Consider the following 24,793-nt stretch of genomic DNA (forward strand, 5'->3'; position numbering starts at 1 on the left):
TTGACCTCATGAATAAGAGTTAAAAACCAGAACCGATCCGTCTTTGCGGATCAGCAGCACTTGGTATGGATCGCGGTGACCATCAAAGTCAGGCCCATCCATCCCAGGAGATCCGACAGGCATGCCAGGCACAGCCAAACCCAGGGCATGTGGCCTGTCTTTGAGCAACCGGCGGATATCGCGCGCAGGGACGTGCCCCTCGATCACATAGCCGGACACCACAGCCGTGTGACAGGATGCCTGCCGCTCCGGCATCCCAAGGGTGGCACGCGCGGCCTTGTTGCCCTCATCCACCACGGTGACGACGAAGCCATTGTGCTCAAGGTGCGAGACCCACAGCTTGCAACAGCCGCAGTTGGGATCTTTCCACACCTTGATTGGTGTTCGCTCCGCAGTCTCTGAGGCCGCCCAAATCGTCGGCGTACATGCCAATGACAAGGCCGCCATCAGCACTTTGCGCCTAGAGCGCAATGGAGATACAGATTGGTCTCGCATGATCATTTCTTCGAAACCTGGACCTTGCCCTTCATGCCCGCCTCGTAGTGACCAGGAACCAAGCATGCGAAATTCACTGTCCCGGCTTTAGTGAACTGCCAGACGATTTCACCTTGCTGCCCAGGCGCAATGGTCACCTTGTTGGGCTCGTCGTGCTCCATGTTCGGGAACTTCTTCATCACCTCCAAATGCTCCAAAAGTTCCTTTTCGGTCCCCAGGTTCATCTCGTGCTTGATCTGGCCTGCGTTTCTGACGACGAAGCGCACTGTTTCGCCCTGCTTGACTTGAATCGATGCAGGTTCAAATCGCATCTTGTCGCTCATCGAAACCTTGATCGTTCTGGTGACTTTCGATGCCCGACCAGGCTCGCCAATGGCGGTTTCTTCAGCGGCCTGGGTTCCTGCACCATGGTCATGCGCATGGTCTCCCCCAGCAAATGCGGAAGCGGACAGCGTCAAGCAAGTTGCAGCAATGAAGTGGGTGGCGAATCGACGTTTGTTCATCATGAAAAATCCGTATCAAGAGGTTGAGAATCAGTGATCGCTGTGAGACGTCGGCTTGCGGGCTCGCACCTCGACAGCCTTGTCAGGCTTCTTGGCCCGGGGCATAGATTGCCCACCTTCAGACTTGAATCTGGCAGGCTCACTCAAGGGGCCGGTATATTCATGTGCCACGGTGCCTGCAGGATGCTTGAACCAACCAGGGTCCTTGTAATCGCCATGCTTTTGGTTCTTGCGAACCTTGAGCACACTGAACATGCCGCCCATCTCGACCGAGCCAAAAGGCCCTTCGCCAGTCATCATGGGTACCGTGTTGTCAGGTATCGGCATTTCCATCTCGGTCATGTCGGCCATCCCACGCTCGCCCATGACCATGTACTCAGGCAAAAGGCCCTTGATCTTTTTGGCAACGCCACGGTGATCCACACCAATCAGATTTGGAACGTCATGCCCCATGGCGTTCATGGTGTGATGGCTCTTGTGGCAGTGAAAAGCCCAGTCCCCCTCCTCATCGGCCAAAAACTCGATCTGCCGCATTTGCCCAACGGCAACGTCGGTGGTCACCTCGTACCAGCGAGTGCTCTTCGGCGTCGGGCCACCATCGGTGCCTGTCACCAAGAATTCATGTCCATGCAAATGGATGGGGTGGTTCGTCATCGTGAGATTGCCAACCCGGATGCGCACTTTGTCGTTGAGTCGAACGTTGAGCGAGTCGACCCCGGGAAAGATGCGGCTGTTCCACGCCCACAGATTGAAGTCAAGCATGGTCATCGTCTTGGGGGTGTAACTGCCCGGATCGATGTCAAAAGCATTGAGCAAGAAGCAGAAGTCTCTGTTGACCTCATCGATCAACGGGTGCTTGTTCTTCGGGTGCGTGACCCAAAACCCCATCATGCCCATGGCCATCTGGGTCATTTCATCGGCATGGGGGTGATACATGAACGTTCCTGGACGACGTGCCACGAACTCGTATACGTAGGTTTTCCCAACGGGAATGGCGGGCTGATTCAAACCGGCCACACCGTCCATGCCGTTGGGCAGCCGCTGTCCATGCCAATGGATGCTCGTGTGCTCAGGCAACCGATTGGTGACATAAAGCCGAACACGGTCGCCTTCAACCACCTCAATGGTGGGCCCCGGGCTTTGCCCGTTGTACCCCCACAGGTGTGCCTTGAAGCCTGGCGCCATCTCTCTCACCACTGGCTCGGCAACCAAATGGAACTCCTTGACGCCTTGGTTCATCCGCCAAGGCAAAGTCCAGCCATTCAAGGTCACCACAGGGTTGTAAGAACGCCCTGTTTCAGGAACGAGAGGAGCCATGGTGTCCGAACTGGTCTGAATCACCGGCTCAGGCAAAGCGGCCATCGCTACGCGACTGACGGCACTGGCTGCCACGGCGCCACCAGCAATGCCAGCCATCCTGAAAAAATCTCTTCTTGACGACATCTTTGTTCCTTTGATCAGTGACCGCCACCGGCGCTGGGAGCTGCGCCGCCGACGGACAAGGTGGTACTGGTGGGGCGCCCGATCAGAGATGCCTGCATCGCGGCGTCGGCCAACCAGAACTGTTGTTCAGCATCAATGGCAGCAATAACCGTTTCGACTTGATCCCGGTAGTCGGCCAGCAGCTCGAATACACCGATGAGCATGCCGTTGTAGCGAAGCTGGTTCTCATCCGAGATGACTTTGCGCAGAGGCAGAACCTCGTCTCTGTAATGCCTGGCGACGTCGTGAGCAGCTCGATATGCCGAATAGCTCTCTCGCAAATTGGAGCCTGCTGAGCGAGTGACAGCTTCAAGCTGATTGGCTGCCGCCAAAGTTCGCGCATTGAAGGCGTCGCGCTGCATGCCACCCCAGTCAAAAATTGGCAGCCGCAAGGCCAACTCATAACCTCTGGCGGAAGAACTTGTTCCCGCTGCGTTATCAAATTTGGTGTTCCTGCGCGCGGTCAACTCGATATCGGTAAACGAGTTCACCAGTTCAAGACCCTGAGCCTTGGCATACGCATCGAAATTACTCTGGGCCAAGCGAATGTCCAGTCGGGATTGAGACGCCTGCGCACTGAATGCCTTCGGATTCACTGGTTCCTTGGGCAGGTCGGGGAGACGATCTGGAAGCCTCAACTGATCGACTTGGGCATCGTTCAAACCAAGCAGACGCACCAACTCCTCTCTGGCCGCCGTATTCAGATGGCTTGCAGAGGCCAGCCTGGTTGCTGCATCGGCATAGAAGGCCTGCTGCCTGGCGCGCGAAACACGGTTGAAGTTGCCGACCGCTTGCATACGCTGCGCCAGTTCTGCGCTTGCTTGCGATGCCTCATAGACTTGTTCGGCGTACTTGAGCGTCTGTTGAGCGGCCACGGCACGGACCCATGCCTGGCGGACCAAGGTCACTTGGTCCACAACGTCTGCAGCCAGCTTTACCTGTGCTTGTTCAATTCGTCGGCTGGCAGCACTCTGTCGCCAAGGTAGAGAGATGAGATCAAGCAAGCCAAAGGACAAAGCGCGCCCCAACTCCAGCTCATCGCCAGCGCGCAAGCGCTCAAAACTGAACACCGGATTGGCGATGCGGCCTGACTGAGCCGTCTGAGCTGCTTCAGCCCAACTCTGCGCCAGCAGGGCTTGCATGGAAGGACTATTGACCAACGCCAACTCCACTGCTTGCGACTGGCTCAAAGGCTTTTCCAACAGAGAGTGGGCTCGTCCGCGGAGTTTTGTCTTTTCAGAATCGTTCGTCGCCAGCGACAGATTCCCCTGCGTGAAGCCCGAGGTTTCGTCGTTGATGCGCTTGACCGATTGACCAATGTCGATGCTCGCACAACCCGAGAGAACACCCAAACCGATCGCAGCGACACCCGCTCTCAGCGGTACTCGATTGAACAGCCTTTTCATCGACGGCTCTCCCCATGACCTGCGTGCGGATCATCGCGTTCAGACTCGCTGCTCGGTTTGATGTTGGGACCACCACGCGACTCTCGTGCGTAAGCTCGCCAACCACCAATGCGACCGACCAAGTCGTTGGACTCTTTCCAGGCCGCGAGAACCGGATCGGAAAAGCCCTGGTAGCTGCCAATAGGGGATCGGTAGGTCACCTTGAATTCAGGTGGCGCGATTGGTTCAGCACTGGCAGGCTGCTGGGCTTGGGTCAGCCCCCCCATGGCTAACAGCACCAGACCCAGTGCGGGGCGAACAACATAGGACGATTGGGCCAATAGCATGTCTTCCTCTTGGCAAGCTGTGATTTCAAGCTGCCATTGTGCTCAGGTCAGCCTGTCGAGAACCTGTTTCGCAGATGACAGTTTTGTCATCTGCGAAACGCACGTCAGAATGGCGGCAAACTCATGCGCTGGCAGGAACTGGAGATCACCGTGCGCATCTTGATCGTAGAAGACGAACCAAAGACCGGGGAGTACCTGCGCCAAGGGCTCAGCGAAGCAGGGTTTGTTGTCGATCTGGCGACCAACGGCCCCGACGGGATTCACCTCGCCAAACACGGTGCGCACGATCTGGTGATCCTGGACGTCATGCTGCCAGGTCTCAACGGGTGGCAAGTGCTGAGCACCTTGCGTCAGCAGGGCCTGGAAATGCCTGTCTTATTTTTGACAGCCCGCGATCAAGTCGAGGATCGTGTCAAAGGGCTGGAGTTGGGCGCCGATGATTACCTCATCAAACCGTTCTCGTTCGCGGAGTTGCTGGCGCGGGTTCGAATCATCCTGCGCAGGGGGCGGCAGCATGGTGACGGCCCAACGTTGTGCGTTGCTGATCTTGAGATGGATCTCTTGCGACGACGCGTGACCAGAGGTGGCGTGAGGATCGACTTGACGGCCAAAGAGTTCGGTCTTCTGGAGCTACTGATGCGGCGACAAGGTGAGGTGCTGCCGCGTTCTCTCATCGCATCGCAAGTGTGGGACATGAACTTCGACAGCGATACAAACGTGATCGAGGTGGCCATTCGGCGGCTGAGGGTCAAAATCGACGAAGGCCAAAACATCAAGTTGATTCAAACAGTACGAGGAATGGGGTACGTTCTCGAAGAGCCTGGAAGGTCTGCACAGTGAAGATCGAACGACTGAAGGCGTTGTCACTGACCGCTCGCTTGACATTGTTCTTCACCTTGACGTCCGTGTGCATTGTGCTGGGCTTGGGCAGCCTGCTTATGTACGCTGCAGACCAGCATTTCATCGATTTGGACCGCTTCACCCTCAGTGACAAGCAACTCCTCATCAAGGACATCCTAACGAAGTCGCGCTCTCAAGATGACGCCCGCAAAAGATTGAGCGAGGCCTTGAATCACCACCACGGCATGTACATCTCTGCCAAAGGCATTGACGGATCAACACTCTATAGTTCAGATCGGTTTTCTCCGCCTGGGCAAGTGGCGCCGGGGCTGAGCCAGCCTGACGAGCAGGTGATTCAAAGGTGGCAGAGTCAAGGGCGGGAATACCGGGCGCTTCGCATGCAGCAAAGCCCTGGATACGACCCCACCAACGCCCTTGACGTTGTTGTGGCCATTGACACGAAACACCACGACGAATTCATCGCCCAACTCGGCCGAACCTTGGCGATTTACACGGTACTTGCGATGATCGCCAGCGGCATGTTCAGTTGGTTTGCTGCCCACCAGGGTCTTGCTCCGTTGAGGGCGATGAAATCGCGTGCTGCGACAGTTTCCGGGAGGCAACTTGACGAGCGGATGCCTGTCGGCTCAGTTCCCATTGAGATGGCCGATCTGGCAAAGGAACTCAACAGCATGTTGGACAGGCTGCAAAGTGATTTTCAGCGTTTGTCAGATTTCTCCTCCGATCTGGCGCATGAACTGCGCACACCTATCAGCAACTTGATGACGCAAACACAGGTTGTCCTGTCATCGCAACGTGACACGGAGACCTATCGAGATACCCTGGCATCTAACGTCGAGGAGTTTCAGCGCTTGGCCAGAATGGTGTCAGACATGCTTTTTCTGGCCAAGACTGAACGCAGCTTTGCCATACCTCAAAAGGAGCATTTTCAAGCGTCATCAGAAATCCAGAAACTCGTAGAGTTCTACGATGCCGTCGCGGAAGAAAAATCCATCCGCATCAACCTTGTGGGCGATGATCTGATCACAGGTGACAGGCTGATGTTCAGGAGGGCCGTCAGCAATCTGCTGTCAAATGCCCTTCGCCACACACCGAGCAGCGGAGACGTTTGCATCTCCGTGCGAAAAGCAGAGCCCTATATCGAGGTGGCTGTTGCCAATTCGGGCGAAGACATCGACCCCAAGGTTTTACCAAGGTTGTTCGATCGATTCTTCCGTGCAGACCCCGCTCGGGCTCACCCATCCAGCGACGGCGCAGGACTGGGTCTGTCCATCACCCGTGCGATTGTCGAAGCCCACAGCGGAAAAGTCGCCGTCACCTCAGAGCATGGGCGTACCTGCTTCACGCTGAGTTTCCCGGTGGGCGACAGGGCGAACCCGACCCACGCCTGACGTGCTCGTTCTGTTGTGGAATTGGCATCCAGGCACCCGGTGCCGCGCAATGCGCGCCCTCTGCCATTGATCTAGATCAAGCTGGCTGGCGTTAATGGCCTCAATGACACCAAGATAACAAACCTGTAATCTCCGGCTCACCTGCATGAAAGGTGCCGCCACTAAGCTGAACTCACCACAACCGTTCGCCTAGCGAATACTGGAGTCAGCATGATCGTCAATCAACGCAATTTCTCTGCCGCAGCCCTGGTTTTTTTGGCACTGAACGGAATGGCCTTTGCACAATCAAAGGCAGAAGATCACTCGGCACATCACCCTGCGGCGTCGGCGTCGGCATCCGCGTCAGTTGTTGCCCCAAGCGCATCGACTTCGTCGGCCATGGGCGAGTCAATGGGCATGCACGCCCACATGGAAAAGCACCACGCCGAAATCCAGCGAATCATGAAGATCCGAGACTTCAAGAAGCGCCAGGAAGCCATGAATGAGCACATGAAAGCCATGAAGGAAAGCGGCTGTCCAATGATGAAGGACGGCATGGGCATGGGCCCGGCATCCGGTACGAAAAAGTGATTTCCACGTAAACACTCGCAATACACGGAGCGCAAATGACAAACGCACACACCCCTCACCAAAGCAGCACTGGACGCCCATCGTTTCTGAGGTCCCCGGTCGGCGTAGCGTTGATCATGGTCGGCGCCATTCTGGCGTTCTTCGTATTGCGAGAGCACTGGTCGCATGTCGTGGGTAAGCTGCCCTATCTGTTGTTATTGGCATGCCCACTGATGCACCTGTTCGGGCATGGCCATGGCGGTCACGGAGGGCAAAAGCACGGGTCTGACACGCCACAGGAATCGGCAGATTCTGGCAAGACAACCCGATGAAGTGCATACAACATGAGTTTGGAGCGGCCTACGAGGTCCATGCTTTCATGACACCAAGGTTCCTGCCGCGCTTTTTCCAATCACCGCTGGAGAGCTGCCCGTGAATGAAAATCACAGCCATCACCACTCACCAAGCGATAGCACCGCATTGCTTGACGACGAAGTCAAGGATCCAGTTTGTGGCATGACGATCAGGCAGCAATCGGCACTGACCGAGAGCTACGCAGGCAAGATGTTCTTCTTCTGCAGCGAACGCTGCAAAGCCAAATTCCTCTCAAGCCCAGATCGGTTCGTCTTGCCGAACGAGGCGCAGCAGGCTGAAGCAAGTCCTCCTCAGTTACCAGCCTCGGAGCAACTCACAGGCGCCACCTATACCTGCCCCATGCACCCGGAGGTTCGTCAGGACCACCCGGGCAACTGCCCCAAGTGCGGCATGACGCTGGAGCCCTTGCTTCCCATCCTGGATGACGACAACCCCGAGTTGCGTGACTTTCAGCAGCGCTTTTGGTGGACGCTTCCACTGACTGCCGTCGTATTCGTGCTGGCAATGTTCGGACACAACCTGAGGCTGATGGACATGACCGTCCAAAGCTGGGTGGAACTGCTCCTGGCCACACCCATCGTGCTATGGGGCGGTTGGCCCTTCTTCTATCGGGGCTGGCTATCGGTGGTGCATCGCAGCCCCAACATGTGGACATTGATCGGCCTGGGCACCGGTGCGGCGTACTGGTACAGCGTCGTGGCCACCGTTGCGCCACAGGTCTTTCCTGCTTCTTTCATGGCAATGGGACGCGTGGCGGTTTACTTCGAAGCCGTTGCTGTGATCATTTCTCTGACGCTGCTTGGGCAGGTACTTGAACTGAAAGCACGCTCTCAAACCTCCGCGGCCATCAAGTCGCTCCTGGGTTTGGCGCCCAAGACAGCCCGGAGGTTAATGTCTGACGGGAGCGAAGAAGACGTCCCGTTGTCCCATGTCCACGTGGGGGACCGCTTGCGCGTGAGGCCCGGAGAGAAGGTTCCCGTGGACGGCATCGTGGAGGAAGGCGCGAGCGCCGTGGACGAATCCATGCTGACTGGTGAGCCCATTCCCGTGAGCAAACGATCGGGCGACAAGGTCATAGGCGCGACGCTCAATACCAACGGTGCGCTGATCATGCGCTCGGAGCGGGTTGGGTCAGAGACCATGCTGTCGCAGATCGTGCAATTGGTGGCCCAGGCTCAGCGCTCCAAGGCCCCCATGCAACGCATGGCGGATGTCGTAGCTGGCTACTTCGTGATGGCCGTGGTCAGCATTGCGGTCCTGACGTTCTTCGGCTGGGGATTCTTCGGGCCGGATCCGAGCTGGGTGTACGGCCTGATCAACGCGGTATCTGTGCTGATCATCGCCTGCCCTTGTGCGCTGGGCCTGGCCACGCCCATGTCCATCATGGTGGCCACCGGAAAGGGAGCCACGCAAGGTGTCTTGTTCAGGGATGCTGCGGCCATCGAACGCATGCGTCAGGTCAATGCATTGATCGTGGACAAGACGGGCACGCTCACAGAAGGCAAGCCAGCCTACGACCGCGCGGTGGCAGCCCCTGGCTGGGACGCCACCGAAGTATTGAGGTTGGCGGCAAGCCTCGATCAGGGGAGCGAGCATCCACTTGCCGATGCCATCGTGCGAGCAGCTCGTGAACAGGGCCTGCTCTTGGGCAAGCCGATCAATTTTGAAACTGGCACAGGCATTGGCGTACAAGGGGAGGTAGATGGTCATCGCTTGGCGCTGGGCAACACCACCCTCATGCAACAGATCGGGGTTTCCGTAGAGAAACTTGTGCCGCAGGCAGAAGCGTTGCGCGCGGAGGGCGCCAGCGTCATGTACCTGGCGGTCAATGGCCAGATTGCCGGCTTACTGGCTGTCTCTGACCCCATCAAATCAAGCACTCCTGAGGCACTGACCGTCCTTAGGGAGGCAGGTATCCGGATAGTGATGGCCACAGGCGACGGACAGACCACAGCAAAAGCGGTCGGCGCAAGGTTGGGTATCGATGAGGTTCATGGCGAGGTCAAGCCCGCAGACAAACTGTTGCTGGTCGAGCGCCTGCAGAAAGAGGGGTGTGTGGTGGCGATGGCCGGTGACGGCATCAACGATGCGCCCGCACTCGCTCGCGCGGATGTGGGTGTCGCGATGGGAACGGGTACAGATGTGGCCATGAACAGCGCCCAGATCACCCTGGTCAAAGGCGACCTCAGAGGGATTGCCACGGCGCGCATGCTATCCATGGCGACCGTGGCCAACATGAAGCAAAACCTGGCTTTCGCGTTCGTCTACAACGCCTTGGGCATTCCCATCGCAGCGGGTTTGCTGTATCCCCTGACCGGGTGGCTGCTGTCCCCATTGATTGCGGCTCTGGCCATGAGTCTGAGCTCCGTGTCGGTGATTGGCAATGCCCTGCGGCTACAGCGCTTCAAGAAAAAGTGACGCACTTGAAATCCTGGTCTATCTGCCAGCGCTGGTACTCAAGCAGGGCAAGTCCATGTGGCTCCTGCTGCCTGCTGCGACAGCGCTGAGTTTGTTCTCCGTGGCTGCCGACGCTGCACCCCACGGCGGCCGGGCGAACCTACGCGGCCTGTGGTGATGTCTACATTTTCGGGGCCTTGGCGTGGCTGTGGCAAGTGGATGGCATCACCCCAAGCCGCTGGGACAGCGGTCTGGGCCTGCATGGCGCTGGCTGGGAAGGCCTTCATTGCGTTTCAGCCAACGTCGTCCTGACGTCAGTGGCCGTGCCGATGGTGCGCATCCGGAAAATGCGCATGGCTGTGGCTCATGGGGCGATGACGATGAACGTGCTTGTGCGGCACACCCGGCACGACAGGGCCATCGTGCTCATGTTGATGGTGCGCATCGTGAACATGCTCATGCGCGTGTTCCAGGGCCTCATGCGCATGCTCGTGCGCATGGTCCTCCGACAAGTGCAGCCAGACACCCCAAGCCATCAAGGCCGCAGCGACGAGCAACTGAACCGTGACAGGCTCGTGGAGAAGCAGCACAGACACCAGCGCGCCAAAGAACGGCGCAACGGAGAAGTAGGCCCCTGTGCGCGACGCCCCCAGATGTCGCAGCGCCAGGACGAACAAGGTCAGGCTGGCTCCATAGCTGAGAAACCCGAGCAAGCCCGCAGACAATGTGGTCTCCCAACCGGGCCACCCAGCGCCCAGCGCCACGGCCAAGACCAGGTTGGTGCTGCCCGCGCTCAATCCTTTGGCCATGGCAATGAAGCCGGCGTCGTTCAAAGCGACTTTGCGCGTCAGGTTGTTGTCCACAGCCCAGCCTAAACATGCCCCCAGCACCGCCAAGGATGGCCAGAGTGTCGAAGTGGCTGAGTGCTCAGCAGTTGCACCTGGCCAACTCAGCACCAGGGCACCGGCCACGATGGCGGCCATGCCCAGCGCGATGCGCCGGTCCACGTTCTCCTTGAACACCACCCAGGCCAGCACGGCGGTCAACACACTCTCCGCATTGAGCAACAAGGACGATTGAGACGCCGACATGCCTGCCAACCCCGTCATCAACAGCACGGGCGCTGCGATGCCTCCTGTCACGATGGCGCCTGCCAACCAGGCCCAATCGCGCCAGGCCAGCGTCACCGGCTGAACATGCTGGAGGCGACGTACCACCCACAAGCCCATCCCCGAGCCCAGGTACAACAGCGCCGCCAGCAGCCATGGGCTGGTCTGAGCAAGCAGCACCTTGGCCAGCGGTGCGCTCACACCGAACAACAATGCGGCGAGCAGCGCCGACATGATCCCCGCATGTCGATGAGAGAGCATTTTTTGGATCATGGGCAAGCAGATTCAAATAAGAGGTCTGTCATGACTCAATAGCCCACATTTCGAGGGTCCACTTTTTTGAGCGCAAGGCGGCAATCCGTGATGCTGACATAAACCCAATCACCCACAGCCACATCGACTTGATTGGGGATGGCCACGATGCGCTTGGCCCTCAGGTTGGGATTTCCCCCATAGCTGTAGGAGGCCAAAGCAAACCGATCGTACCCAGCATCGGCACTCACAGCCTTTCGACAGTCCTCCTTGCTGGATGGCACTGCCAATTGATCCTCTCCAACGGCCAGGATCTGCGCCCGTCGCCAGCCTTTGGCGTAGGCATCTGCCGTCACCTGCGGCCCTGTCGTACAGGCTGTGGTCAAAGTCGCAACGATGGCGACCAGCGTCATTTTCAGTTTCAGCATGATGAGCTCCTTCAAGTTGAGACAGTCAGATCACGGGGGTTAAGTCGTCCGAGCGATGCACCCATCGATAGAGCAGCGGCAACACAAACAAGGTCAACACGGTCGACGACAAGATGCCGCCGATCACCACGGTGGCCAGTGGTCGCTGAACTTCGGCACCCGTCCCAATGGCCACCGCCATGGGCACAAAGCCCAGGCTGGCCACCAGCGCCGTCATGAGCACCGGACGCAGGCGTGTCAGGGCCCCTTCACGAATGGCAGGCTCCAAAGCCATGCCTTTCTCTCGCAAGCTGCGGATGAAGGCGATCATCACCAGGCCGTTGAGCACCGCCACGCCCGACAAGGCGATGAAGCCCACGCCCGCCGAGATGGACAGCGGGATGTCCCGCAGCCACAGCGCGGCCACGCCGCCGGTCAGTGCGAACGGCACGCCCGTGAACACCAGCAGGCCATCCTTGACATCGCCAAACATGGCAAAGAGCAGCACAAACACCAAAAGCAGGGCCACAGGCACCACGATGGCCAGACGCTGGGAGGCGGACTGCAGTTGCTCAAACGTTCCGCCCCAGGCGGTCCAGTAGCCAGCAGGCACCTTGACCTTGGCCTCGATCTGGCTGCGGGCCTCATTGACGAAGCTGCCGATGTCACGTCCCCGCACATTGGCGGTGACCACCACCCGGCGTTTGCCTTCTTCGCGGCTGATCTGGTTGGGGCCAGGCGTCAAGTCCATCGTGGCCACATCGCCCAGGCGGGCAAAACCAGCATGCTCGCCCGATGCATTCGCTGGCAGGCGGATGGGCAACTGCCCCAGGGCATCGAGGTCACTGCGCAAGGTCTCAGGCAAGCGCACCAGGATGTCAAAGCGCCGGTCGCCCTCAAACACGGCTCCGGCCTCTCGTCCACCGAGCGCCGTGGCCAGCGTGTCCTGGATGTCGCCCACGTTCAGGCCCAGACGCGCAGCCTTCTCGCGGTCGATCTGTACCGACAGCATGGGCAGGCCCGTGGTTTGCTCCACCTTGACGTCCTCAGCCCCAGGTACCGCCTCCAGCACCTTGGATATCTGCTCGGCCGTCTCATTGAGCGTGTCCATGTCATCGCCAAACACTTTGACGGCCACATCGCTGCGCACCCCCGAGATCAACTCGTTGAAACGCATCTGGATGGGTTGCGTGAACTCGTAGTTGTTGCCGGGCACCTTCATCACCGCCACTTGCATGGCCTTGATCAGATCCTCTTTGGAGCGTTTGGGGTCTGGCCACTGGTCACGCGGCTTGAGCATCACGAAGGTGTCGGCCACGCTGGGCGGCATCGGGTCGGTGGCGATCTCGGCTGTGCCCAGCTTGGCAAACACCGCGTCCACCTCCGGAAAGGACTTGACCGTGCGTTCAAGCTGCGTTTGCATCTCGATGGCCTGGCTCAAGCTGGTACCGGGGATGCGCAAGGCGTGCAGTGCGATGTCATGCTCGTCCAGGCTGGGGATGAACTCGCTGCCCATGCGGGTGGCCATCAGCGCCGCCAGGGCTACCGACACGGCCGTGATGGTCAGCACCAAAGGCTGACGCGACAGGGCCTTGTCCAGCAGGGGCTCATACGCCCGCTTGGCCCAGACCATCAGCCGGTTTTCTTTCTCGCTGACCGAGCCAGTCAGAAAAAGGGCCACGGCGGCTGGCACAAAGGTCATCGACAGCACCATGGCCCCCAGCAAGGCCACCACCACCGTGAAAGCCATGGGGTGGAACATCTTGCCCTCGACACCCGTCAAGGCAAAGATGGGCAGGTAGACCACCATGATGATGAGCTGCCCGAACAGCAAGGGCCGACGCGACTCCTGAGCTGCAGCAAACACTTCATGAAAGCGCTCGCTTCGGGTCAATGGACGGCCATGGTGGGCTTGGGCATGGGCCAGGCGCCTCACGCAGTTCTCGACGATCACCACGGCCCCGTCGATGATGATGCCGAAATCCAGCGCCCCCAGGCTCATGAGGTTGGCGCTGACCTTCTGGCTGACCATGCCCGAGAAGGTGAACAGCATGGACAGCGGGATCACCATGGCCGTGATCAAGGCCGCACGGAAGTTGCCCAGGAAAGCAAACAGGATCACGATGACCAGCACCGCGCCTTCGAACAGGTTCTTCTTGACGGTGGCAATCGCTTTGTCCACCAGCACGGTGCGGTCGTAGACCGTCTTGGCGATCACGCCCGCAGGCAGCGATTTGTTGACCTGCGTGAGGCGCTCGTCCACCGCACGCGATACATCCCGGCTGTTCTCGCCAATCAGCATGAACACGGTGCCCAGCACCACCTCCTGGCCGTTCTCGGTGGCCGCTCCGGTGCGCAACTCCTTGCCCAGCACCACCTCGGCCACATCGCGGATGCGCACGCTGACGCCTTGCGCCTGCTTGACGACGATGCTGCCGATGTCGGCCATGCCCTGCACCTGGCCGGGCGCGCGGATCAGGTATTGCTCGCCGCGCCGCTCGATGTAGCCTGCGCCCACGTTGGCGTTGTTGCGCTCCAGGGCCGTGACCAGGTCGTCCAGGCTCAGGCCGTGGGCCACCAGCTTGGCCGGATCGGGCGCGACCTGGAATTCTTTGGCGTAACCACCGATGGTGTTGATCTCGGTCACGCCCGGCACGTTGCGCAGTTGCGGCTTGATGATCCAGTCCTGGATCTCGCGCAAGTCCATGGGCGTGTAGGGCTTCCCGTCAGGCTTGAGGGCACCCGGTTTGGCTTCCACTGTCCACATGTAGATTTCGCCCAAGCCTGTGCTGATCGGCCCCATGGAGGGGCTCAGGCCAGCAGGCAGCTTGCCGCGCGCTTCCTGGATGCGTTCATTGACCAATTGGCGAGCGAAGTAGATGTCGGTGCCGTCCTTGAAAACCACCGTCACCTGAGACAAGCCGTAGCGCGACAGCGAGCGCACTTCTTGCAAGCCAGGCAGCCCAGCCATCGTGGTCTCGATGGGAAAGGTCACCCGTTGTTCCGCCTCCAGTGGCGAGTAACCGGAGGCTTCGGTGTTGATCTGGACCTGAACGTTGGTGATGTCCGGCACGGCATCGATGGGCAGCTTCTGGTAGCTGAACAGCCCCAGGGCCGCGACGGCCAGCGTGGCCAGCAGCACCAACCAGCGCTGCTCCAGCGCAAAGCGCAAGATGCGTTCAAACATGGCGGGGCTCCTTGACGTGCTCAAGCAATGGCGTGTGTTCAATGGTCATGGCTGGCTCCGGCTTTGCCCAGTTCGGCTTTGATCACAAAGCTGTTCTTGGCCGCATACCGCTCGCCCGCACTCAAGCCGCTGAGCACCTCCACCACCTTCCCGTCGCTGCGCCCCAGTTCCAAGGGACGTGCTTCCAGTTGCTGGCCGTAACGGCCAAAGACCACCTGCCAGTCACGCACGCTCTGGATGGCGTCCATCTGAATGGCCACAGGGACCTCGGCGTCGCCCGAGGTGACCTCCACGCGCACCGGCAAACCTGGGCGCCACAGACCCTTGGGGTTGGGCAAGACCACCCGCGCTGTGCCGCTCCGGGTCTGCTCACCCACCAGCGCGCTGACGTAAGTGATGGTGCCTGCAGCCTGTGCCTCAAAGCCCGAGGCCTTGACCTGCACCGCCATGCCTGAGCGGATGGTGCCCAGGTCCTTGGTGGCCACGGGTGCTTCCACCCACACCGACGACAGGTCGGAGACCGTGAACACGGCTTCGCTCTCACCCAGGGACTGGCCCACCGTGATGCGCTTGTCGGTGACGATGCCCTCGATGGGCGAGCGCAGTTCAAAGCGTGTCAGGTTGCCACCACTCGTGGCCGTGGCGTTCAGGTCGGCCAGCTTTTGCCGGATGTTCTGCTCGGCAATCTCTGCCTCCTGCAAAGCCACACGCGCCTGCTGGTAGTCCTGCTCGGCCGAGATCTTGTCTTGCCAGAGCTTCTTCTCTCGTTCAAAGGTTGAGCGTGCCAAGGCCAGGCGCTTCTGCGCCGCCAAGCCCTGCGCGCGTTGGTCTGCCAGCGCCGGGCTTGAGAGCACGGCCAGCACCTGCCCCTTGCGGACCCGGTCACCGGCGCTGACGGGCACGGCCTCGACCATCCCAGCCAGGCGAGGCACCACCTGCACGGTGCGGTCGCCGTTGTAGCGGACCTCGCCCAGCAACGCCACCTGGCTGTTGATGCGCGCCGGGCCTGCCACGGCCAGTAAGACACCGGCCTGTTGCAACTGAGCGTCGCTCATGGTGACGCGGGCTTCTTCCTGCTCATAGCCAAAGCGATGGGTCTGCCCACCTTGTGCGGCCTCGATGCTGACCTTGAAGGAGTGGGGTTCGACCACTTCGGCATCGCCCCGCAGGAAATCGCCCTGCGGCTTGAACTGGATCACCTGGGGCTCACGGCCCAGGCGTTCCAGCGTCAGCTTCACTGTGGTCTGAGCTGGGGGCAGCGGCTTGCCGCCGAGCGTGGTGTAGAGCCTGAACTCGGGCGGCACACCATCCTCGAAGATGGTGACCTCCAGCCCAAAGCCGCCAGCCGTGAACAGGCGGCCGCCATGGGGGCCTTTGGAAGGCTTGGCCTCGGCTGCGGCCTCATGGTGCTCATCATCGTCATGCTCTTTGGCATCGGCGTGCGGCTTGCCAGCCTCGCCACCATGGTGCTCGTCATCCTTGTGGCCGCTGGCCTCCGCGTGTTCAGCGTGCCCATGCTCATCGGTGGCCTGGGGTTTGTCTTTCTGAAGAATCGCCCAGCCCAGCAGCGAACCCAGGGCCAAGACGACCGCGATGGCCAGCCGAGAGGTGATTTTCTTGGGGGTGTTCATGGTGTCAGTCTTTCGTCGGGGTGGGCTCGCCCAGCAGTTCCAGCAAGCGGGCATCGGCTTGATGGGCCTGGGCGGCGGCGCTCAGCGCCTGTGTCTCTGCGTCGAAAAGGGTTCGCTGTGCGTCGAGCACGTCGAGGAAGCCGAACTTGCCCAGCTCGTAACCTTTGGTGCTGGCAGCGAAGGCTTGCCGCGCGGCAGGCAGCACTTTGTCGCGCAGCGTCTGGGCCTGCGTCAGGGCGGAGGTCAGTTGCGACAGGGCCTGCACGGCCTGCGCTTCCAAGCTGGCACGCAAGGCATCGAACTCGGCCCGGGCCTTGTCTTCGCGGCGGCTGGCTTCCAGGATGGCCCCCTGGTTGCGGTCGAACAGCGGCAGCACCAGGCTCACCCCCACGATGGGCTGGTCGCGACCCAATTGCTGGTCGCGCTTGGCGCCCAGCGTCAAAGTCAGATCCGGAATGCGGCGCGCCCGCTCCAGGTCGCTCAGGGCTTGCCTGCGTGCGATTTCCTGTTGTGCTCTGGCGATGCCCGGCGAGGCTTCCAGCCGCTGCGACAGGGGCTCCCACTGCCCAGCGGCAGGCAATCGCCCGATGTCAACCTCGACGCGCTCGAATTTGGCGCTCGGATCACCCAGCGCTTGACGCAGTTGAGACCCCGCAGCACGCCACTCGCTTTGGGCAACGGCGTTGGCGGACAGCGCCTGGGCCTCTGCGACCTGTGCCTTGAGCTCTTCAACCGGAGACACCTTGCCAGCCAGCACCCGTTTGGAGGCGGCCTCACGCGCCTGAGAGGCCAAGCGGCCCAACTCGGCCGACAGCCGCACGCGCTCCTGCGCCACGGCCACGCCATAAAACGCCGCCATCACTTGGGATCTGACCTGAGCGCGCCGCGCGGCCACATCCAGCTCAGCTTGGCCTTGGGCCGCCCGCGCCGCATTGACGCGCGCCGAGCGCTTGCCACCCAGTTCAATGGGCTGGTTCAACTGGATGGTGGTGGTGCGCGTGGCCTGCCGTGTGTCTTCCACCAAAGTGGACAACTCGGGGTTCTGCCAGGCACCGGCTTGTTGGGTGGCCCCTTCGCTGGCTTCTCGCTCCAGCATCGAGGCGCGCAAATCAGGGTGGTGCGCCAGTGCCATGGACAGCGCCGCATCCAGGCTCAGACCTTGAGCCCAAGCCGCTTGAAACATGAAGGGAGCACACAGGGCCACACACGCCGCGCGCACCGCCCGGGAAACATCAAACCGTCGCATCGAATTCTCCGCAAATGAGCAGGGGGGATTCGGCGAGCAGGGTGAGGCCTCAGCTGGAGTGCCTCGGCTACGCGGCGCATGTCAAAACCAGGTGGTGAACCACCCTATTCACATGGCCGGGATCACATCAGGAAGATGTGCAAAGACCCGTCTCGCCAACTCAGCGCGAGAGGGGCCAATTGGGGCGGTCGATGCGGGTGGCATCGAAGGAAGCGTAGCTTGCCAAAGGCGAGGCTACCCCTTCAGCCTGCGGCAATGGTCCAGGCAGCAGCACACCGGCTGGCAGCAAGGAAACACTCGCGCAGCAATGGTGATCGTGATCAAGCATCGCCGATGCCTTGCCGACGTCACTCCCGCCGCGCTCATGGTGATCGCCATCAGCATCAGCATGGTGCTGATGCTCGTGGTGTCCCAAATGCTGCGACTGACGCTGGTCACTTTCGTGCAGGCAGTACGGCTCCATGGCCGCCCAGACGGACTGGAGCGGCAGCAGTACAAGCAGAAAGATGGCGATCAATCGACGCATGGCAATCAGTATATCGGCAGGCTGTTGAAAATGTGAACCCGATCAGTGTGGCGTATTGGCCCTGAGCAGACGCAGGCCATTGCCCACCACCAGCAAGCTGGCCCCCACGTCCGCGAACACGGCCATCCACATTGTGCCCAGGCCGGTCAGCGTCAGGACCAGGAACACCGCCTTGATGCCCAGGGCCAGCACGATGTTCTGAACCAGCAGCGCATGGGTGCGGCGTGACAGGCGCACAAAGCGGGGCAGCTTGCGCAAGTCATCGTCCATCAGGGCCACATCGGCGGTCTCGATGGCGGTGCCCGTGCCCGCCGCGCCCATGGCAAAACCAATGTCGGCGCGCGCCAAGGCGGGCGCGTCATTGATGCCATCGCCCACCATGCCCACCGAACCGCCCTGCCCGATCTTGCCCTCGATCGCCTTGAGCTTGTCCTCGGGCAGCATGTCGCCTCGGGCTTCGTCGATGCCCACTTGCGCCGCGATGGCGCGGGCCGTGTGGGCATTGTCGCCCGTGAGCATGACCGTCTTGATGCCCAGCTCATGGAGCTCGGCGATGGCCTGGCGGCTGCTGTCCTTGACCGTGTCGGCGACTGCAAACAAGCCTTGCACGGCATGCTCGTCGGTCAACAAGATGACGGTTTTGCCCTGTTCTTCCATCACCGTCAAACGGGCCTCCAATTCAGCAGAGCAGCGGCCTTGCTCATGGATCAAACGGTGATTGCCCAGGTGATAGGACTGGCCATCAATGACGCCCTTGACGCCGCGGCCAGGCAGGGCCTCGAAACCGTCAACATTTCGCAAAACGACGCCCTCTTGTCGAGCCGCTGCGGCCAAGGCGCGTGACACCGGGTGGTCGGAGCGATTGGCCAGGCTGGCAGCCACGGCACGGACGTCCGTCTGGCTGTGACCGTTCAGCACAAGGAAGTCGGTCTGCATCGGCTTGCCATGGGTGATGGTGCCAGTCTTGTCCAGGGCCAGCCAAGCCAGCTTGCGCCCCTCTTCCAGGTAAGCGCCGCCCTTGACCAGGATGCCTTGGCGTGCAGCGGCGGCCAAGCCGCTCACGATGGTCACTGGCGTCGAGATCACGAGCGCACACGGACACGCGATGACCAGCAGCACAAGCGCTTTGTAGACCCATTCGAACCACGCGCCCCCTGTGAGCAAAGGCGGCAGGATGGCCACGGCCAATGCAATCAAGAAAACCACCGGCGTGTAGACACGGGCGAATTGATCGACGAAACGCTGCGTCGGCGCCTTCGCACCTTGCGCCTCCTCCACCGCGTGGATGATGCGCGCCAAAGTGCTGTCGCCCGCAGCAGCCGTCACGAGGTATTCGAACGAGCCCGACTCATTGATGGTGCCAGCAAAGACGGCATCGCCCTCGGTCTTGTCCACAGGCAGGCTCTCGCCGGTGATCGGGGCCTGGTTGATCGTTGATCGCCCGCTGACGATGGTGCCGTCCAAGGCGATGCGCTCGCCCGGCTTGATCCGTACACGAGCCTGCAGAGACACCGATTTGACCGGGACCTCCAGCCAATTGCCGTCGTCCTGCAAGACAGTGGCAAGCTCCGGGGCCAGTTGCATCAAGCCCTGGATGGCATGACGCGCACGGTCCAGCGACTTGGCCTCGATCAACTCCGCCACCGTGAACAGCACCATCACCATGGCCGCCTCGGGCCACTGGCCCAGCACCAACGCGCCCGTGACGGCGATGCTCATGAGGGCATTGATGTTCAGATTGCCATTGCGGATCGCCACCCAACCCTTTTTGTAGGTCGTGATGCTGCAGGCCAGCACGGCAGTGACCGCCAGCAAAGCGGCCAGCCATGTCGGCAAACCGAACCAGTGCACCGCCTCAGAAGCGGTGGCGGCCACGCCCGCCAGTGCGAGCGGCCACCAGGGTTTGGCTGGCTCAGGCGTGAGAGCCGCATCGGATGCGGTGCCCGTGGCGATTTCCGGCGTGAAGCCCAGGGAGCGGACCGCGTCCAGGATCGGTTCAATGGCTTGAGGCTCGTGCGTCACCGTCAGCACGCGCTGCATCAGGTTGAATTCCATGCCCGAGACACCGGCCATGCTCCCCAGCTTCTTGCGCAACAAGGCCTCTTCCGTCGGGCAGTCCATCTGCATGATGCGGATGGGCGTTTGTACGCGCGCGCCCATGGCCACAGGCTTGCCCAATGCCACCGGAGCGGGCTTTACGTCATGGCTGCAGCAAGCCGTCTCGCAAGTGGCAACAGGCGACACGGAGATAGGGGACGTCGTGCAACCAGATTCGTCACCGTGACTGTGGTCGTCGTGCGAACGGTGTTCGTGATGAGTGGACATGGGCATTTGAGGAAGCGTTTTGCCCATTACACAACCTGAAGCTACTATAGAGTCAAGAGGTTTATGGAGTCTTCATGAAAATCGGTGAATTGGCCCAGGTCGCGCAGTGCACGGTCGAGACCATCCGTTACTACGAAAAGGAAGCCTTGCTGCCTGCACCTGACCGCACGGCTGGCAACTTCCGCGTGTATGGGCACGAGCACGTCGAGCGCCTGCGCTTCATCCGCAATTGCCGTGCGCTGGACATGAGCCACGACGAAATCCACACCCTGCTGGGTCTGGCTGACCGGGCCGAGCAAGGCTGCGCCGCGGTGAACGAGGTTTTTGATCAGCACATTGCCCACGTCGATGAGCGCATACGGGAACTCACCCACCTCAAGCTGCAATTGGCCACCTTGCGCCAGCGATGTCATAGCGAGCAAGCCGTGCAGTCGTGCGGCATCTTGCAAGGGCTGGCGGCCATGGAGTCCGAACCAAAAGCAGAGAGAAACACCCATCTGGGCTGAACAGATCAAGGCGAAAAACATGCAAAACAAAGATCATTGGGAAAAGGTTTACACCACCAAGGCACCGGACAGCGTCAGCTGGTTTCAAGCCCATGCGGACATGTCCATGCGGCTGATCCGCGCAAGCGGCCTCGGTCGTGATGCGGCCCTCATCGACATTGGCGGTGGAGCCTCCACGCTCGTCGATGACCTGCTGGACGACGGCTACGCCCACGTAACCGTGCTGGACTTGTCCGCAGCCGCCTTGGCAGAAAGTCGGCACCGCCTCGGCGCGCGTGGAGCTGGCGTCAAATGGGTTGAGGCGGACATCACCCGCACGACCTTCGAGCCCCACAGCATCGACCTCTGGCATGACCGCGCCGTGTTCCACTTCCTGACAACGCAAGAGGACCGTGAGGCTTACGTCAAACAGGTCTTGCGTGCGCTCAAGCCAGGTGGCCACGTCATCATGGCCACATTCGGCAGCAATGGCCCCACTCAGTGCAGTGGCCTACCCGTCATGCGCTACGCACCCGACGAGTTGCATGCCGAATTTGGGAAAGCATTCACCATGCTGACCCACGAAGAGCAAATGCACCACACCCCTTTTGGGACTGACCAGCAGTTCATCTATTGCATGTGCAGAAAGAAAACGACATGAGCGCTTTGCATCCTGCGACCTGGCCTGCACCGGGCGCAGCCATCGTTGCGGAACTGGCTACCCACATCTGATGGCTGGGTTAACAGCTCCCGCCCACCCATAGTCGAGATGAAGTCCTGAGCCCACCCAATGGCCATTAAGTCATAACGCCCCCGGCAAGGCCGGCATCTCTTCTGCGCTCACCCAAAGCCAGGGTGAACCGGCGGACGTTCGCAGGGTCCGCTCTTTTTCCGCCCGCTCCTTGGGAGGCATGAAGGCGCTGATGACGTGCAAAGGCAGCGGCAATGGTCCCGCGTCCAATAGCAAAGCATTGGGAAATGCAGCGGCGCTCCTGGCGTCGTAACGCAGTGGTTTGACAAAGCGTCGGCCCTGAGAGACGAGCGCATGCACCAGCGGCAACTCGTGCACGCCCTCCACAGGGATCCAGTGCTCGCTGGTCAACATCAAACTGGCCGCATCAATTTCATAGGTGTGCTCACGGCGAGCGCGGATCAGTGCCGCCAGCACCAGACGCACCTTGTATCCGCTGTCAGCGTCACGGGCTTCAAACAATGGCGCGAAGACCCGCTCAATGCGCTCCCAGGTCTTGGTGCCCACGAGCAGAGGTGCATCGGGCATGTGCTTGATCCAGACACGCCGCCCCAGAGCCGTTACCTCGCTGACCTTGAATTCGCCGATGACCACCGCCAGAGGGCTTTGCCCTTCGTGCGGATGCAAGACCGCCAGCTTGTTGCGACGGCGCTGAGCTGCCTCGAATTTGCTGGCTTCGCTGAAGGGCTCGGGCACATACAAGCGCTCACTCAGCCCAACGCCCTTGACCATCACGTCCTCGGACGCATTCATCAGGTATTTGTGCAGTACACCCTGGTTGCGCTTCCCCTCCATGGCCGGGCTCCATCGGTTGAAGCCTGCCCGCTCGAAAAGGAAGTGCATTAGGGCATGCAGGCTCATGCGTCGCCTGGGTGCATCCACCTCGGTCACCTCATGTGGTTCACCTCGCGCCAAACTTCGCCCCACCGTGCGCACCCAGGGAAAGTCCACCCGCAGCTGAATCTGCCCAGGCGCCAGCTCCAGAACTGCCTCGCCCACCAGTTCACCCAGGCCAGACTGTTGCCACTCTGGCTCAAAGGATGGGCACGATGGGTGATGCCGACACCCTGTTTCCGGCATGCGCTTGACAAGGAACTGACGGTGACGCGCCACGTACATCTCCACACCACCAGGCACACAAAGACATCGGGGACGTTCGGGGGTCTCGTACACGTGAGCCAGCAGATCCTGCATGTCTGGCGCGCTTGCATCCACCACCCGCCCTTTGATGGAAAAGCGCTGACTGTCGCCTTCAGCGCCTTGCCGGGTGGGCATGGTGTTCACACCAGTTCATCGAGCAGTTGCTCGATGGTCGGCTTGTGGCGAGCCAGCAGTTCGCGCACCGCACTTCGTTCGCTAATGCCCAGGATCAGGCCGACATCGTCTTCATCAGCGCCACGCTCATAGAGACGAGCCACGACGGTGCGACGCACAGACAGCGCCGTCACGCCTTTCATCTCGGCATAGCGAAACAGCTTGCGATAGGTCTCCAGGATCGGTCGACACAAGAACCGTCGCTGACCATGCGCACCATAGGGTGTGATCTTGAACCCCTCTCCTGCTGTGGACAGGAACAAGCGGCTATCTGGATCAAGCCCTCTGTAAGCACCATCCCGTCCCAAGCCCAGCCCGAGCTTCAAGCGTTCATCCAGGTAGTTTGAAAGCGATTCGTCCAACCTCGTGCTGGCAAAGTGCAATGGGCGGACTTTTCCGGTGATGGCCACCTCGGCACGCATCTGGGAGTGGCGCCGAACGCTGCCATCGAAGTTCAGGTAGTCCCGCACTTCAAGGCGGGCGATTTCCAGGGGACGTGCGCCAGTGGCAAACAGAAGATAGAACAGCGACAGGTCATGCCATGGCCGACTACTGCGCCCCTTGATGCGCTTGCCTGCCTGGATGATCTCATCCATGGAGACGATGCGGCTGGAACGATGCTCGACGGGCCTTCTCGGATCGAAGTCCACCAAGGCCGCCAGGATGGCATCGCGGTGCAGGCGCAAGCGTCTGACGAATGCCGCTCCGTCTTCATTCAAGCCATCGATGTCCGCTACTTGACTCAGTTGGACTGCGACCGCTTTGATGCGCCGCTCAACCGCCGTGCGTGACACACCGAAGCGAGCGGCCACAGCCTCATAGGTGTCGCCATCGATGACCTCCTTGAGCATCCGGATCGATTGGGCAACGGTGCCCCCATCTGGTTCCAGTTCTGGTGCGCATGACATGACCCTCTCCCTGCTTTGTTTACTTGTCCTCACGCTGCCAAAGCGCCTTCATGCTCAACCCTGGTCGCACTTTTCACCAGTCGAAATCGCCGGTGAAGGCGGGGGGTTTCGGCATCAGGCAGATCTGCTTTGGCGTGGACAAAAGCCACGTGAATACACCCAGAAGCAAGCAAGTTCCGTGGCACCACCCAGCATAGGTAGCGGCGCACTTCCCATGCATTGGCGTGTGCCAAGGCCCCAGCGCGCTCGATATCGGGGCAAGGCATGCCAAGCAAGGTGCACGGCAAGAGGGCGGGCTCTGCAAGCGTGAACATCGGCTTCAGCAAGGGGCGTCAGGCACGGCTACTTTGTTCAGCGATCCATTGCCTGATGTCCTCCACCCTCCAGACGGTCACGCGCACCGACAGCTTTACGGGTTCAGGAAAGGTGCGCGTCTGCACGCGCCGCCACAGTGTGGACTTGGAGATGGGAACAAATTGCAGAACCTGTGCCTGTCGGAGAAAGCCAACTTGCGGCAATGATGGCGCCGCAACAGCATGGACAGGTGCAGCAGGCACGGCAACAGCACCCCGGTTGGGTTTGGGCATGATCTGGCCTCTTCACGGCGAATGCCGATGGAAGACATGACCTGCTCTGTAGCGGCGGCGCTAGGTCAGGGTTTGCGCATGCCGATAGGGACGCACGACTCCGGCATCACATCGGCGGCGTCCCGGTCGCACGGTGTGGTTGTGAGCAACTCCAAGTACATCGTGCCTCGTCAACGGGCTGGCTCAGCGCAACGTGGACAGGCACAGGCAGGCAGGTATCGACTGCGACGGTGGCGCAACATACGCCCCGATTTCACCTTAGCGGACGACATGGGACTCC

Annotated in this window: 22 protein-coding genes and 1 pseudogene; 9 read left to right on the top strand and 14 right to left on the bottom strand. The window is 60.5% G+C overall.

The window, feature by feature from the left end:
• Positions 1-6 precede the first annotated feature (6 nt).
• The 5 genes from EIP75_RS14695 to EIP75_RS14715 are packed head-to-tail and all read right to left on the bottom strand — an operon-like array spanning position 7 to position 4,212.
• A complete protein-coding gene (locus tag EIP75_RS14695; RefSeq protein ID WP_125244137.1) occupies positions 7-495 on the bottom strand; it encodes a DUF411 domain-containing protein in 489 nt (162 codons plus the stop codon).
• A 2-nt stretch (positions 496-497) separates the two neighbouring features.
• Positions 498-1,001 (bottom strand): cupredoxin domain-containing protein, encoded by a 504-nt coding sequence (locus EIP75_RS14700; protein WP_233584874.1) that lies wholly within the window; start codon positions 999-1,001, stop codon positions 498-500.
• 27 nt (positions 1,002-1,028) lie between these two features.
• Positions 1,029-2,441 (bottom strand): multicopper oxidase family protein, encoded by a 1,413-nt coding sequence (locus EIP75_RS14705; protein WP_125244037.1) that lies wholly within the window; start codon positions 2,439-2,441, stop codon positions 1,029-1,031.
• A gap of 14 nt (positions 2,442-2,455) precedes the next feature.
• Positions 2,456-3,886, bottom strand: a complete 1,431-nt coding sequence (locus EIP75_RS14710; protein WP_125244038.1) for a TolC family protein — start codon at positions 3,884-3,886, stop codon at positions 2,456-2,458.
• Complete coding sequence (locus EIP75_RS14715; RefSeq protein ID WP_125244039.1) at positions 3,883-4,212, bottom strand: hypothetical protein; 330 nt, start codon at positions 4,210-4,212, stop codon at positions 3,883-3,885. The genes EIP75_RS14710 and EIP75_RS14715 overlap by 4 nt, the downstream gene beginning before the upstream one ends.
• A gap of 150 nt (positions 4,213-4,362) precedes the next feature.
• On the opposite strand from EIP75_RS14715, the gene EIP75_RS14720 reads away from it, so the two are divergent.
• The 6 genes and pseudogenes from EIP75_RS14720 to EIP75_RS14745 all read left to right on the top strand — a co-directional run bounded on the left by EIP75_RS14720 (position 4,363) and on the right by EIP75_RS14745 (position 10,097).
• Positions 4,363-5,052, top strand: a complete 690-nt coding sequence (locus EIP75_RS14720) for a heavy metal response regulator transcription factor (protein WP_125244139.1) — start codon at positions 4,363-4,365, stop codon at positions 5,050-5,052.
• On the top strand, positions 5,049-6,464 hold the full coding sequence (locus EIP75_RS14725; protein ID WP_199758600.1) for a heavy metal sensor histidine kinase: 1,416 nt from the start codon (positions 5,049-5,051) through the stop codon (positions 6,462-6,464). The genes EIP75_RS14720 and EIP75_RS14725 overlap by 4 nt, the downstream gene beginning before the upstream one ends.
• 210 nt (positions 6,465-6,674) lie before the next feature.
• Positions 6,675-7,034, top strand: coding sequence for a hypothetical protein (locus EIP75_RS14730; RefSeq protein ID WP_125244040.1), 360 nt, complete (start codon positions 6,675-6,677; stop codon positions 7,032-7,034).
• Positions 7,035-7,150: 116 nt separating this feature from the next.
• The gene (locus tag EIP75_RS14735; protein ID WP_476561142.1) at positions 7,151-7,345 is read left to right on the top strand and encodes a DUF2933 domain-containing protein; all 195 of its coding nucleotides are present in this window, start codon (positions 7,151-7,153) and stop codon (positions 7,343-7,345) included.
• Between the two features lie 100 nt (positions 7,346-7,445).
• Entirely contained in the window at positions 7,446-9,806 is a 2,361-nt protein-coding gene (locus tag EIP75_RS14740) for a heavy metal translocating P-type ATPase (RefSeq protein WP_274379816.1), read from the top strand.
• Positions 9,772-10,097: pseudogene (locus EIP75_RS14745) on the top strand (YnfA family protein). Before EIP75_RS14740 ends, EIP75_RS14745 begins: the two are co-directional and overlap by 35 nt.
• Before the next feature lie 2 nt (positions 10,098-10,099).
• Here the strand turns inward: EIP75_RS14745 and EIP75_RS14750 are convergent.
• The 5 genes from EIP75_RS14750 to EIP75_RS14770 all read right to left on the bottom strand — a co-directional run bounded on the left by EIP75_RS14750 (position 10,100) and on the right by EIP75_RS14770 (position 17,554).
• Positions 10,100-11,128, bottom strand: coding sequence for a DMT family transporter (locus tag EIP75_RS14750; protein WP_199758601.1), 1,029 nt, complete (start codon positions 11,126-11,128; stop codon positions 10,100-10,102).
• Between the two features lie 74 nt (positions 11,129-11,202).
• Positions 11,203-11,574 (bottom strand): hypothetical protein, encoded by a 372-nt coding sequence (locus EIP75_RS14755; protein ID WP_125244043.1) that lies wholly within the window; start codon positions 11,572-11,574, stop codon positions 11,203-11,205.
• Between the two features lie 25 nt (positions 11,575-11,599).
• Positions 11,600-14,740: a CusA/CzcA family heavy metal efflux RND transporter gene (locus EIP75_RS14760; RefSeq protein WP_125244044.1), complete on the bottom strand. Its 3,141-nt coding sequence runs from the start codon at positions 14,738-14,740 to the stop codon at positions 11,600-11,602.
• 38 nt (positions 14,741-14,778) lie between these two features.
• Positions 14,779-16,371, bottom strand: coding sequence for an efflux RND transporter periplasmic adaptor subunit (locus EIP75_RS14765; RefSeq protein WP_125244045.1), 1,593 nt, complete (start codon positions 16,369-16,371; stop codon positions 14,779-14,781).
• A gap of 4 nt (positions 16,372-16,375) precedes the next feature.
• Entirely contained in the window at positions 16,376-17,554 is a 1,179-nt protein-coding gene (locus EIP75_RS14770; RefSeq protein ID WP_125244046.1) for a TolC family protein, read from the bottom strand.
• A gap of 370 nt (positions 17,555-17,924) precedes the next feature.
• Here EIP75_RS14770 and EIP75_RS14775 point away from each other — a divergent pair, with 370 nt between their 5' ends.
• Positions 17,925-18,179 (top strand): hypothetical protein, encoded by a 255-nt coding sequence (locus tag EIP75_RS14775; protein ID WP_125244047.1) that lies wholly within the window; start codon positions 17,925-17,927, stop codon positions 18,177-18,179.
• A gap of 6 nt (positions 18,180-18,185) precedes the next feature.
• On the opposite strand, the gene EIP75_RS14780 is transcribed toward EIP75_RS14775, so the two are convergent.
• On the bottom strand, positions 18,186-20,495 hold the full coding sequence (locus tag EIP75_RS14780) for a heavy metal translocating P-type ATPase (protein ID WP_125244048.1): 2,310 nt from the start codon (positions 20,493-20,495) through the stop codon (positions 18,186-18,188).
• 47 nt (positions 20,496-20,542) lie between these two features.
• Here EIP75_RS14780 and cadR point away from each other — a divergent pair, with 47 nt between their 5' ends.
• A complete protein-coding gene (gene cadR, locus EIP75_RS14785; protein WP_125244049.1) occupies positions 20,543-20,974 on the top strand; it encodes a Cd(II)/Pb(II)-responsive transcriptional regulator in 432 nt (143 codons plus the stop codon).
• A gap of 19 nt (positions 20,975-20,993) precedes the next feature.
• Positions 20,994-21,614, top strand: a complete 621-nt coding sequence (locus tag EIP75_RS14790) for a class I SAM-dependent methyltransferase (protein WP_125244050.1) — start codon at positions 20,994-20,996, stop codon at positions 21,612-21,614.
• A gap of 141 nt (positions 21,615-21,755) precedes the next feature.
• Here the strand turns inward: EIP75_RS14790 and EIP75_RS14795 are convergent, their stop codons facing one another.
• From EIP75_RS14795 to EIP75_RS14805, 3 genes are all read right to left on the bottom strand, one after another.
• On the bottom strand, positions 21,756-22,979 hold the full coding sequence (locus tag EIP75_RS14795) for a DUF1173 family protein (protein WP_125244142.1): 1,224 nt from the start codon (positions 22,977-22,979) through the stop codon (positions 21,756-21,758).
• A 5-nt stretch (positions 22,980-22,984) separates the two neighbouring features.
• Positions 22,985-23,926, bottom strand: coding sequence for a site-specific integrase (locus EIP75_RS14800; protein WP_125244051.1), 942 nt, complete (start codon positions 23,924-23,926; stop codon positions 22,985-22,987).
• A 332-nt stretch (positions 23,927-24,258) separates the two neighbouring features.
• A complete protein-coding gene (locus tag EIP75_RS14805) occupies positions 24,259-24,513 on the bottom strand; it encodes a helix-turn-helix transcriptional regulator (RefSeq protein WP_125244052.1) in 255 nt (84 codons plus the stop codon).
• Positions 24,514-24,793: the final 280 nt, after the last annotated feature.

It is taken from the genome of Aquabacterium soli (assembly GCF_003933735.1).
GTDB classification, from domain to species: domain Bacteria; phylum Pseudomonadota; class Gammaproteobacteria; order Burkholderiales; family Burkholderiaceae_C; genus Aquabacterium; species Aquabacterium soli.

What these genes read in the sequence shown, in the direction of transcription:
- EIP75_RS14695 (WP_125244137.1), bottom strand. Translation starts at nt 495, where the DNA reads ATGCGAGACCAATCTGTATCTCCATTGCGCTCTAGGCGCAAAGTGCTG.
- EIP75_RS14700 (WP_233584874.1), bottom strand. Translation starts at nt 1,001, where the DNA reads ATGATGAACAAACGTCGATTCGCCACCCACTTCATTGCTGCAACTTGC.
- EIP75_RS14705 (WP_125244037.1), bottom strand. Translation starts at nt 2,441, where the DNA reads ATGTCGTCAAGAAGAGATTTTTTCAGGATGGCTGGCATTGCTGGTGGC.
- EIP75_RS14710 (WP_125244038.1), bottom strand. Translation starts at nt 3,886, where the DNA reads ATGAAAAGGCTGTTCAATCGAGTACCGCTGAGAGCGGGTGTCGCTGCG.
- EIP75_RS14715 (WP_125244039.1), bottom strand. Translation starts at nt 4,212, where the DNA reads ATGCTATTGGCCCAATCGTCCTATGTTGTTCGCCCCGCACTGGGTCTG.
- EIP75_RS14730 (WP_125244040.1), top strand. Translation starts at nt 6,675, where the DNA reads ATGATCGTCAATCAACGCAATTTCTCTGCCGCAGCCCTGGTTTTTTTG.
- EIP75_RS14735 (WP_476561142.1), top strand. Translation starts at nt 7,151, where the DNA reads ATGGTCGGCGCCATTCTGGCGTTCTTCGTATTGCGAGAGCACTGGTCG.
- EIP75_RS14750 (WP_199758601.1), bottom strand. Translation starts at nt 11,128, where the DNA reads ATGTCGGCGCTGCTCGCCGCATTGTTGTTCGGTGTGAGCGCACCGCTG.
- EIP75_RS14755 (WP_125244043.1), bottom strand. Translation starts at nt 11,574, where the DNA reads ATGCTGAAACTGAAAATGACGCTGGTCGCCATCGTTGCGACTTTGACC.
- EIP75_RS14760 (WP_125244044.1), bottom strand. Translation starts at nt 14,740, where the DNA reads ATGTTTGAACGCATCTTGCGCTTTGCGCTGGAGCAGCGCTGGTTGGTG.
- EIP75_RS14765 (WP_125244045.1), bottom strand. Translation starts at nt 16,371, where the DNA reads ATGAACACCCCCAAGAAAATCACCTCTCGGCTGGCCATCGCGGTCGTC.
- EIP75_RS14770 (WP_125244046.1), bottom strand. Translation starts at nt 17,554, where the DNA reads ATGTTTCAAGCGGCTTGGGCTCAAGGTCTGAGCCTGGATGCGGCGCTG.
- EIP75_RS14775 (WP_125244047.1), top strand. Translation starts at nt 17,925, where the DNA reads ATGGTGATCGTGATCAAGCATCGCCGATGCCTTGCCGACGTCACTCCC.
- EIP75_RS14780 (WP_125244048.1), bottom strand. Translation starts at nt 20,495, where the DNA reads ATGGGCAAAACGCTTCCTCAAATGCCCATGTCCACTCATCACGAACAC.
- cadR (WP_125244049.1), top strand. Translation starts at nt 20,543, where the DNA reads ATGAAAATCGGTGAATTGGCCCAGGTCGCGCAGTGCACGGTCGAGACC.
- EIP75_RS14790 (WP_125244050.1), top strand. Translation starts at nt 20,994, where the DNA reads ATGCAAAACAAAGATCATTGGGAAAAGGTTTACACCACCAAGGCACCG.
- EIP75_RS14795 (WP_125244142.1), bottom strand. Translation starts at nt 22,979, where the DNA reads ATGCCCACCCGGCAAGGCGCTGAAGGCGACAGTCAGCGCTTTTCCATC.
- EIP75_RS14800 (WP_125244051.1), bottom strand. Translation starts at nt 23,926, where the DNA reads ATGTCATGCGCACCAGAACTGGAACCAGATGGGGGCACCGTTGCCCAA.
- EIP75_RS14805 (WP_125244052.1), bottom strand. Translation starts at nt 24,513, where the DNA reads ATGCCCAAACCCAACCGGGGTGCTGTTGCCGTGCCTGCTGCACCTGTC.